At 71.3% G+C, this 9643-nt stretch carries 9 protein-coding genes; 3 read left to right on the top strand and 6 right to left on the bottom strand.

The window, feature by feature from the left end; translation table 11 throughout:
* From AOK24_RS27605 to AOK24_RS27615, 3 genes are all read right to left on the bottom strand, one after another.
* The coding region (locus AOK24_RS27605; RefSeq protein ID WP_055722764.1) for a putative bifunctional diguanylate cyclase/phosphodiesterase at nt 1-1883 on the bottom strand (1883 nt) is incomplete at its 3' end.
* A gap of 259 nt (nt 1884-2142) precedes the next feature.
* Entirely contained in the window at nt 2143-4317 is a 2175-nt protein-coding gene (gene ligA, locus AOK24_RS27610) for an NAD-dependent DNA ligase LigA (protein ID WP_055722765.1), read from the bottom strand.
* Between the two features lie 12 nt (nt 4318-4329).
* A complete protein-coding gene (locus tag AOK24_RS27615; RefSeq protein ID WP_055722766.1) occupies nt 4330-5325 on the bottom strand; it encodes a methionine synthase in 996 nt (331 codons plus the stop codon).
* Nucleotides 5326-5423: 98 nt separating this feature from the next.
* On the opposite strand from AOK24_RS27615, the gene AOK24_RS27620 reads away from it, so the two are divergent.
* Complete coding sequence (locus AOK24_RS27620) at nt 5424-6830, top strand: hypothetical protein (protein ID WP_055722767.1); 1407 nt, start codon at nt 5424-5426, stop codon at nt 6828-6830.
* A 5-nt stretch (nt 6831-6835) separates the two neighbouring features.
* Here the strand turns inward: AOK24_RS27620 and AOK24_RS27625 are convergent, their stop codons facing one another.
* Nucleotides 6836-7534 carry an SDR family oxidoreductase gene (locus AOK24_RS27625; protein WP_055722768.1) on the bottom strand — a complete coding sequence of 233 codons (699 nt, stop codon included), beginning with the start codon at nt 7532-7534 and terminating at the stop codon, nt 6836-6838.
* A gap of 76 nt (nt 7535-7610) precedes the next feature.
* Between AOK24_RS27625 and AOK24_RS27630 the strand changes: the two genes are divergently transcribed.
* Nucleotides 7611-8393: an alpha/beta fold hydrolase gene (locus AOK24_RS27630; protein WP_055722769.1), complete on the top strand. Its 783-nt coding sequence runs from the start codon at nt 7611-7613 to the stop codon at nt 8391-8393.
* Nucleotides 8394-8398: 5 nt separating this feature from the next.
* Here the strand turns inward: AOK24_RS27630 and AOK24_RS27635 are convergent, their stop codons facing one another.
* On the bottom strand, nt 8399-8926 hold the full coding sequence (locus AOK24_RS27635; protein WP_055722770.1) for an LOG family protein: 528 nt from the start codon (nt 8924-8926) through the stop codon (nt 8399-8401).
* A 19-nt stretch (nt 8927-8945) separates the two neighbouring features.
* Here AOK24_RS27635 and AOK24_RS27640 point away from each other — a divergent pair, with 19 nt between their 5' ends.
* Nucleotides 8946-9269: a DUF427 domain-containing protein gene (locus tag AOK24_RS27640; protein WP_055722771.1), complete on the top strand. Its 324-nt coding sequence runs from the start codon at nt 8946-8948 to the stop codon at nt 9267-9269.
* Between the two features lie 7 nt (nt 9270-9276).
* On the opposite strand, the gene AOK24_RS27645 is transcribed toward AOK24_RS27640, so the two are convergent.
* On the bottom strand, nt 9277-9643 hold a 367-nt coding region (locus tag AOK24_RS27645; RefSeq protein WP_167376864.1), incomplete at its 5' end, for an ATP-binding protein.

The following is a 9643-nucleotide window of genomic DNA, read 5'->3' on the forward strand; positions in this document are numbered from 1 at the left end:
GAGTAGCCGGTGCCGAAGTCGTCGAGGGACATTTTCACGCCGTGGCCGGTGAGGCCGTTGAGGGTGTCGGCGGCGCGCTGGGGGTCCTCCAGCAACACGTGCTCGGTGATCTCGAGTTGGAGCGCTCCCGCCGGGACGCCGTGCCGGGCGAGGCGGGCGGCGACGGCCCCGGCGAAGCCGGGCGTGTGGACGTCGCGGGGCGAGACGTTGACGGCGACCGGCACGCGCAGGCCCTGCGCACGCCACCGGGCGACCTGTTCGAGTGCCGTCTCCAGCACGTACTCCGTGAGGTGGGGCATGAGCCCGGACGACTCGGCGATGGCGATGAACTCGTCCGGCGGGACCTTGCCGCGCTCGGGGTGGACCCACCGCACCAGCGCCTCGAGTCCCGCGACGTGCCCGTCGAACCGCACCTTGGGCTGGTAGTGCAACTGCACCTCGTGCGCGTCGAGGGCCCGCCGCAGATCGCCCAACAGCCCCAGCCGGTCGGGGGTGTTGGAGTCCCGCTTGGACTCGTACACCTCGACGCCCGTACGGTCCCGCTTCGCCTGGTACATCGCGACGTCGGCCCGCCGCAGCATCCCTTCCGCGTCGACGGCGTGGTCGGGGAAGACGGCGACCCCGGCGCTGGCCTCCAGGACGAGGGTCAGCCCGTCGAGGTCGAGCGGTGAACTCAGCGTCGTCACCAGGGCTCTGGCGACCCGCGTCGCGGACGTCGTGGAGTCGGCGACGGGCAGCAGCACCGCGAACTCGTCCCCGCCGAGCCGGGCGACCTCGGCGCCGCGCGGCAGCGCCGTCCTGAGCCGGTCGGCGATCTGCAACAGCAGCCGGTCACCGGCGAGATGACCGAGCGTGTCGTTGACGGACCGGAACCGGTCGAGGTCGATCAGCATCAACGCGGCCCGCGCGCCGATCCGTTCGGCGTCGTCCAGCGCGGTCCAGATCCGCTCCAGCAGCCACTGCCGGTTGGGCAACCCGGTGAGCGGATCGCGGAGTTGCTCCTCCGCGCGCATGCGGGCGATCCACAGCGTGGAGTCGAGCGCGATGAGGGGGATCGAGAACAGCGGCAGCAGCACGGGTTCCGCGTCCGCGACGACGCAGACGAGCGGCGCGATCCCGAGGAGCGCGACGGCGACGATCGACTGCCGTACGAGGGCGGTGCGGGCGACGGTCGGCAGCCCGCCGTGGGAGGGCCGCTGGAGGAACCAGAGCAGGACGCGGGTGACGGCGAGGTACGCGACGGCGACGAGGACGACCTGAGGTGCCGTGTACACGGTCCACGTCTCGGGGTCCCACGGCGCTTCGACGGACGGCACCCGCCCGCACACCGCGAGCACCAGCGCGCCCGCCCCGATGCCGAGGATGTCGACCGCGCCGTGCAGAATCCCCTGCCGCCACCGATGCCGGCGCGCGACGCCGACGAGGACGACGACGGTAAGACTGACGAGCCCGGCGGGCACCCAGCCGTACAACAACAGCACGGCGAGCGTGAGCGCGGCCCCGGACCCCGTACCGCCCCACCAGCGGGCGCGTCCGAGCATCACGAGGTGGCCGACGATAACCCCGGTCAGCAGCGCGAGGGACCACCCGAGGGTGCCGGAGGGAAACAGGGCGTGCCCACCGGTGAACGCCCGGTAGAACCCGGCCCCGAGAGCGAACGCGGCAGCCGCGACGACGACGGCGGGCAGGCTGGGCAGACTCCGCCGCTCACCGTCACCACCGCCCGGGAACCCGCCCGCCAGCGACGGCCCCCCTTCGGCGACCGGCAGCGCGAGCACGGCCTCGTCGGCCGTACGACCGGCCCACAGACCACGCCAGTTGACCCCGCCCGGCCGGCGTGGGCGCAGCCCGGAGTCCGGGGCGGCGCTCTCGGTCGGTTCCATTCCCGTCCCTCTCACAGCCGGCGGTGCCCACGCCGTGCGGTGCGCGGCCGGTGTCGGTTCGGGCGGCGCCGCGTGGGAAAACCCTGGTCCCCGGTTCTGACAAGCCGGGAATGCCCCGGCCGTAACTGGGCACGGCAGGTGCACAACTCAACAGTAGGCCGATCAGGACGTGTACGGGCAGCGGTCGGCGACGGTTGCCCGAATGCGCACCGGCCACCCGTATCGCTCCCAAATGCGCCGAACGGGTGGCCTTTCACGGCTACTCCTCGACCGGAAGTGCCGCGTCCGCAGCTGCCTCGGGGCCCTGCTCCAGGAGGACGGCGAACCCTTCCTCGTTCAGGACGGGCACCTTGAGCTGCATGGCCTTGTCGTACTTGGACCCGGGGTTGTCGCCCACGACCACGAAGGACGTCTTCTTCGAGACCGACCCGGTGACCTTCGCGCCTCTCGTCTGGAGCGCCTCCTTCGCGCCGTCCCGCGTGTGGTGCTCCAGCGTGCCGGTGACGACGACGGTGAGCCCCTCCAGCGGGCGCGGGCCTTCGTCCTCGCCGGAGTTCTCCTCCTCCATGCGTACGCCCGCCGCGCGCCACTTGCGCAGGATCTCCTGGTGCCAGTCCTCGGCGAACCACTCCTTGAGGGAGGCGGCGATGATCCCGCCGACGCCGTCGGTCCCGGCGAGTTCTTCCTCGGTGGCCTGCTCGATGCGCTCGATGGACCGGAACTCGCGCGCGAGCGCCTCGGCGGCGACCGGCCCGACGTGCCGGATCGACAGCCCCGTCAGCACGCGCGCGAGGGGGCGTTCCTTCGCCGCCGCGATGTTCTCCAGCATCGCGACCGCGTTCTTCTTCGCCTCGCCCAGTTGGTTGGCGAAGACGGTGGCGATCTTCTCCTCGCCGGTCTTGGGGTCGCGCTTGGGGAGGCCGCTGTCCTGGTCGAGGACGTACGCCTTGATGGGCAGGAGCTGTTCGATGGTGAGGTCGAAGAGGTCGCCCTCGTCGAGGAGCGGCGGCGTGTCGGGCTCCAGCGGCTTGGTGAGGGCGGCTGCGGCGACGTACCCGAAGTGCTCGATGTCGAGGGACTTGCGGCCCGCGAGGTAGAAGAGGCGCTCCCTCAACTGGGCCGGGCAGGTGCGGGCGTTGGGGCACCGGAGGTCGACGTCGGCCTCCTTCATGGGCCGCAGCGGCGTCCCGCACTCGGGGCACTCGGCGGGCATGACGAACTCCCGCTCGGTGCCGTCGCGCAGGTCGGCCACGGGCCCGAGGATCTCCGGGATGACGTCCCCGGCCTTGCGCAGCACGACCGTGTCCCCGATCAGCACCCCCTTCGCCTTGACGACGTCCTGGTTGTGCAGGGTCGCGAACTCGACCTCGGAGCCCGCGACCGTCACCGGCTCGACCTGCGCGTACGGGGTGACCCGGCCCGTACGGCCCACGCCCACGCGGATGTTGATGAGCTTGGTGTTGACCTCCTCCGGCGCGTACTTGTACGCGATGGCCCAGCGCGGCGCGCGCGAGGTGGAGCCGAGGCGGCCCTGGAGGGGGATCTCGTCGAGCTTGACGACGACGCCGTCGATCTCGTGCTCGACGGAGTGCCGGTTGTCGCCGTAGTGCTTGATGAACTGCCGTACGCCGTCGAGGTCGCCGACGACTCTGTTGTGCGCGGAGGTCGGCAGGCCCCAGGTGCGCAGCAGGTCGTACGCCTCGGAGAGGCGGGTGAGGCCGTCGTAGCCCTCCAGGGCGCCGATGCCGTGGACGACCATGTGCAGGGGGCGGCTGGCGGTCTTGCGGGGGTCCTTCTGGCGGAGTGAACCGGCCGCCGCGTTGCGGGGGTTGGCGAAGGGCTTGTCGCCGATCGCGACCAGGTGGGCGTTGAGCTCGGCGAACTTCTCCATCGGGAAGTAGACCTCGCCCCGGATCTCGACGAGGTCGGGGACGCGCTCGCCCGTGAGGCGGTCGGGGATCTCGGCGATGGTGCGGACGTTGGGCGTGATGTCCTCGCCCGTGCGGCCGTCGCCGCGGGTCGCCGCGCGCGTGAGGCGGCCGTGCTCGTACGTCAGGTTGACGGCGAGGCCGTCGACCTTCAGCTCGCACAGGAAGTGGTACACGGACGTGCCGACGTCCTTGTGGACGCGCTCGGCCCAGGCGGCGAGTTCGAGGTCGTCGAAGGCGTTGTCGAGGGACAGCATGCGCTGGCGGTGCTCGACGGACGTGAACTCGGTCTCGTACGCGCCCGCGACCTTCTGCGTCGGCGAGTCCGGGGTGCGCAGCTCGGGGTACTCCTCCTCCAGGGCCTCCAGCGCGCGCAGGAGCTTGTCGAACTCCGCGTCGCTGACGACGGGGGCGTCCTTCACGTAGTACCGGAAGCGGTGCTCCTCGATCTGCTCCGCGAGCTGGGCGTGCCGCTCGCGGGCCTCCGTCTGCTTGTCGCCGGCCACCTTTGTCCTCCGTTACTCAGGGTTGTCCGCGAGGGATCTCGCCGCCCGGACGCAGTGGGCGAGCGCGGTGCGGGCGTACGCGGGGGAAGCGCCCGCGAGCCCGCACGCCGGGGTCACCGTCACGGCCTCGGCGAGAAGCGCCGGTGACAGCCCCAGCCTGCGCCACAGCGTCCTGACACCCATGACGCTACCGGCAGGGTCTGACAATGCCGTGTCCGTGCCGGGCACGACACCGGTGAACAGCTTGATCCCGGCTTCGACGGCTTCGCCGATCGCGTCGTCGTCACGCTCGGTGAGGAGCGAGAAGTCGAAGGAGACGGCGGCGGCTCCGGCCCGGCGCAGCAGGGCGAACGGCACGTCGGGGGCGCAACTGTGAACGATCCCGTGAGCGTTCACGCCGAGGACGTCCCGGAGGCTCGCCTCGACGAGCTGGCGGTCCACGGCGCGGTGCGTGCGGTAGCCGCTGGCGGTCTTGACGTGTCCGCGCAGGACGGCGGTGAGGGAGGGTTCGTCGAGCTGAAGCACGAGTTGAGCGCCGGGCACGCGCCGCTGGACCTCGGCGAGGTGCTCGCGCAGGCCCTCCGCGAGGGAGCCGGCGAGGTCGCGGCAGGCGCCGAGGTCGGACAGCGCGGACTCACCGTTGCGCAGCTCCAGGGACGCGGCGAGCGTCCACGGCCCGACGGCCTGCACCTTCAGCGGCCCGGCGTATTCCTGCGTGAACTCCTCCAGCGCGTCCAGGTCCTCGCCCAGCCACGAGCGCGCGCGCTTCGTGTCGCGGCCCGGGCGGTCGCCGAGGCGCCAGCCGCTGGGCTCCACGCGCGCGTACAGCTCGACGAGCATCCCCGCCGTACGGCCGATCATGTCGGCGCCCGGCCCGCGCGCGGGGAGTTCCGCGAGGTGGGGGAAGTCCTCGAACGAGCCGGTGACCGTCTTGGCGGCCTCCCGGGCGTCACCGCCGGGCAGGGAGCCGACGCCGGTGGCGGGGGCGAAACGAAAGTCTGGGTTCACAGGCGGAAGCCTACGTACGCGTGCGCGCGGGAACCTCGTCCGGTGATCTTCGCTCTTCCTGTCCGGCCGTCGACAGCCGTTCCGGGGGGAGCTTTTTCATGCCGTGCCGCCGTCTGCCCGTGGTGTGGGCCGTGCCGGTCGTGTGGACGTGGGCGTTCGGTCTGTGGGGGATCACCCGGCAGGACAGCGTCTGGCGCGACGAGGCGGCCACCTGGCAGGTCGCCTCGCGGTCCACGGGCGAGATCTGGCGGATGCTCGGCAACGTCGACGTCGTCCACGGGTTCTACTACCTGCTGATGCACGTCCTGTTCGAGTGGTTCGGCGCGAGCGTCCTCACGCTGCGGCTGCCGTCCGTCGCGGGGATCGCCGTCGCCGCGGGGTGTGTCGCCGTCGTCGGGTGCCGGCTCGCCGACCGGTGGGTGGGGCTCGCCGCGGGCCTCGCCCTCGGGCTGCTGCCCGCCGTGCAGTTCCAGCTCCAGGAGGGGCGGTCGTACGCGCTCGTCGCGGCGGGGGCGGCCGTGGCGACGCTGCTGCTCGTCGACGGGGTGCGGGGGCGCGGGCGTTGGGTGCTGTACGGGGGTGTCGTGCTGGTCATCGGGCTGCTGAACTGGCTGTCCCTGATGATGCTCGCCGCGCATCTGGTGACGTTGGCGTGGTGCCGGGCCGGGCGGCGGGTGTGGGTGCGGTGGGGAGCGGCGGGAGCGCTCGCCACGGCGGGCGTCCTGCCGCTGGTGCTGTTCAGCCGGTCGCAGTCCGAGCAGGTGTCGTGGATACCGCCGTTGACGTGGGGGACGCTGATCGGGCCCGCCGTCCTGGTGGGGATCGGGTGCGCGGGGGCGTTGGTGGATCGCCCGCGCGCGGGGCAGTTGTCCGTGACGGCGGTGGGGTTGCCGTTGCTGGTGGTTCCGCAGGCCGGGTTGATCGGGTTGTCGCTGATCCAGCCGCTGTACATGGACCGGTACGTCCTTTTCAGCATGCTCGGGCTCGCGTTGCTGATCGGATCGTCCCTAGGGGCGGCGATACGGACATTTTCGAAAGCGCGGGGGGTCGTTCTCGCGGGGGTGGTCGCGTTGGCGACGGTGGCGCTGCTGCCGTACTCCCTGGCGAAGCGGGCGCCGTCGAGCCGTATCGACGACGTCCTTGCCGTCGCCTCCGACGTACGGCGGCTGAAGGCGCCCGGGGACGCGGTGGTGTTCGTTCCGGCGGCCCGCCGGGACGCGCGGTCCGTGTCGCCCGACGCCTTCGCGGGGTTGCGGGACATAGCGCTGGTGCAGGGGCCCCGGGAGTCCGGGACGCTCAAGGGGGTCGAGGCGGACGCCGGGCGCATACGGGCGGCTGTGCTGAACGAGCGGCGGGTGCTGCTCGTGACCGACGCCGAAGAGATCGCACGGCCCGCGCGGGCGGCGCGGGACCGGGCGAAGGTGGGGGTGCTGGAGCGGTACTTCCGGGTCGTCGCCGATGAACAGGTCCGGGGGCGGCGGGTGATCGTTTTTGAACGCCTCTGACCGGATCAGCGTCCTGGGCGGACCGTCAGGTCGTTGATTTCGGCGTCCCTCGGGAGGTCGATAGCGGTCAGGATCGTCGTCGCCACGGACTCCGGGTCGATCCACTTCCCCGGGTCGTACTCCTTGCCCTCCTGCTGGTGCACCTTCGCCTGCATCGGGCTCGCCGTGCGGCCCGGGTAGACCGAGGTGACCCGTACGCCGTTGCCGTGCTCCTCGTGGCGGAGGGAGTCGGCGAGGGCCTTCAGGCCGTGCTTCGAGGCGGCGTACGCGGACCACTCGGCGTGCGCGGTGAGTCCGGAGCCGGAGTTGACGAACAGGACGTGGCCTTTCGTCGTGCGGAGCTGGGGCAGGAAGTGGCGGGTCAGTTCCGCCGGGGCGATCAGGTTGACGTTCAGCTGGTGGCGCCACGCCTTCGGGGTCAGCTCGCCCACCGGGCCCAGGTCCACGACACCCGCGATGTGCAGGAGCGTGTCCACCCGGTCCGGGAGGCTCTGGTGGGAGAACGCCCAGCTCAGCTTGTCGGGGTCGGCCAGGTCGCCCACGAGGGTCCGGGCGCCGGGGAACTGTGCGGCGAGTTCCTTGGCCCGGCCCGCGTCCCTCGCGTGCAGGACGAGTTGGTCGCCCCGTTCGTGGAGGCGGCGGGCCACTGCTGCGCCGATGCCTGAACCGGCGCCGGTGATCACATGTGTCGGCATACGGATCATTCTCGCGGGCGCCGATGAGTTCCGGGCACCGCTACCGTCTACCCCTCGCTACGGCTCCAACCGGAAAGAGGCAGGCATGGGTTACATCGACATCGACGGAATCTCCCTCTACGTCGAGGAGCACGGCGGCGGTCCCGGCACCCCGCTGGTCCTTCTACACGGCGGGCTGGGTTCCGGTGAGATGTTCGCCCCGCTGCTGCCGTCGTTGGCCGAGGGGCGGCGCGTGCTCGTCGTCGACCTCCAGGGGCATGGGCGTACAGCCGATGTGGACCGGCCGCTGCGGGCGGAGACGATGGCCGACGACATCGCCGGGCTGCTGCGGAAGTTGGGCCTACCGCAGGCTGACGTCCTCGGCTACTCGGTCGGAGCCGACGTCGCTCTACGCACCGCGATCCAGCACCCCGAGGTCGTCCGGCGCCTAGTGATCGTCTCCACACCTGCCCGTCGCGACGGCTGGTTCCCCGAAGTCCTGGCCGGCATGGACGCGATGAGCTCCGCCGCCGCCGAGCCCATGAAGCAGTCGCCGGTCTACGAGATGTACGCCCGCCTCGCACCCCGCGTCGAGGACTGGCCCGTGCTGGTGGGAAAGGTGGCCGAGCTGAAAAAGCTGCCGTACGACTGGACCGCTGAGGTGGAGGGCATCTCGGCGCCGGTACTGCTCGTGTTCGGCGACGCGGATGCCGTGCGGCCGGCTCATATGGTCGAGTTCTACGGGCTGTTGGGCGGAGGCCTGAAGGACGCGGGCTGGGACGGCTCGGGGCGGGTCGCGTCACGGTTGGCCGTGCTGCCGGGGGTGACGCATTACGACGTGCTGATGTCGCCGTTGCTGGCGGGGGCGGTGGGGTCGTTCCTGGGGTGAGCGGTTCAGTTCCCCGTCAAGTACGCCAGCGCCTCCGCCGGTTCCTTCGCGAAGTGCATCAGGTTCGACAGGGGGACCGGGAGGAAGCCCTCGGACTCCATGCGGCGGAACTGTTGCTCCAGGCCGTCGTAGAAGCCTGCCGTGTTGAGGAGGACCACCGGCTTTGCCGTGTGGCCGTGCTTCTTCATTTCGAGGATCTCGGTCGCCTCGTCCAGCGTGCCGGTGCCGCCGACCATGATGACCACCGCGTCGGCCTTCTCGATCAGGAGTCGCTTGCGTTCGGCGAGGTCCTTGGCTACGACCATCTCGTCCACCTTGGGGCGGACCCGCGCCGCGAGGAACTGCACCGAGACTCCGCAGAGGCGTCCGCCGGACTCCTCGACCCCGTCCGCGACCACCTTCATCAGGCCCGCGTCCGAGCCTCCCCACACCAGCGTGTGGCCGCCCTTGCCCAGGAGTCGTGCGAACTCCCTCGCCGGGAGGGTGTAGCGGTCGTCGAGGTCTGCTGCGGAGAGGAAGACACAGATGCGCATGGCGCCTACCGTACGGGGGATGAGCGAAGGACATCGCATCACCGTCGAGCCGTCGTCCGCGCGCGTGCGCGTGGTGCACGGAGAGCTTCTACTGGCCGAGAGCGAAAGGGCGTTGGTCCTGGAGGAGACGGGGTGCCCGCCCCGGTACTACATCCCCGCCGAGGACGTACGCCTCGATCTGCTGACCCCCTCCGACACCCACACCGTCTGCCCCTTCAAGGGCACCGCCTCCTACTGGTCCCTCCCCGACGCGCCCGATCTCGCGTGGGCCTACCCCGAGCCGTACGACGCCGTCGCGGCGATCAAGGGGCACCTCTGCTTCTACGAGACCGACGTGTCCTGACGGAGTCTCACGCGGCGGACGGTTCCGGTTCGGGCTTGGTGAGGGCGAGTTCGAACCAGATCGTCTTGCCGGGGTGCTCGTCGCCGGTCCCGCAGCCGCCCCAGCGGTCCGCGAGGACGTCGAGGATGAGGAGTCCACGACCGTTCTCCGCGTGGAGTGCCGTACGGACGGGGCGGTGGCCGGGGACGATGGGGAGGCTCGGGCGGGTGTCGCCGACGCTGACGCGGAGTACGGGGTGCAGCCACTGGAAGCGGAGGAGGGCGGGGCCGTCGGTGTGCCGTACGGCGTTGGTGGCCAGCTCCGTGGCCAACAGCTCGGCGCGGTCGGTGAGTTCGGCGAGGCCGTGGTCGCCGAGGACGGCTCGGAGGGTGAGG

The organism is Streptomyces niveiscabiei, assembly GCF_001419795.1.
Taxonomy (GTDB): domain Bacteria; phylum Actinomycetota; class Actinomycetes; order Streptomycetales; family Streptomycetaceae; genus Streptomyces; species Streptomyces niveiscabiei.

What these genes read in the sequence shown, in the direction of transcription:
- AOK24_RS27620 (WP_055722767.1), top strand. Translation starts at nt 5,424, where the DNA reads ATGCCGTGCCGCCGTCTGCCCGTGGTGTGGGCCGTGCCGGTCGTGTGG.
- AOK24_RS27625 (WP_055722768.1), bottom strand. Translation starts at nt 7,534, where the DNA reads ATGATCCGTATGCCGACACATGTGATCACCGGCGCCGGTTCAGGCATC.
- AOK24_RS27630 (WP_055722769.1), top strand. Translation starts at nt 7,611, where the DNA reads ATGGGTTACATCGACATCGACGGAATCTCCCTCTACGTCGAGGAGCAC.
- AOK24_RS27635 (WP_055722770.1), bottom strand. Translation starts at nt 8,926, where the DNA reads ATGCGCATCTGTGTCTTCCTCTCCGCAGCAGACCTCGACGACCGCTAC.
- AOK24_RS27640 (WP_055722771.1), top strand. Translation starts at nt 8,946, where the DNA reads ATGAGCGAAGGACATCGCATCACCGTCGAGCCGTCGTCCGCGCGCGTG.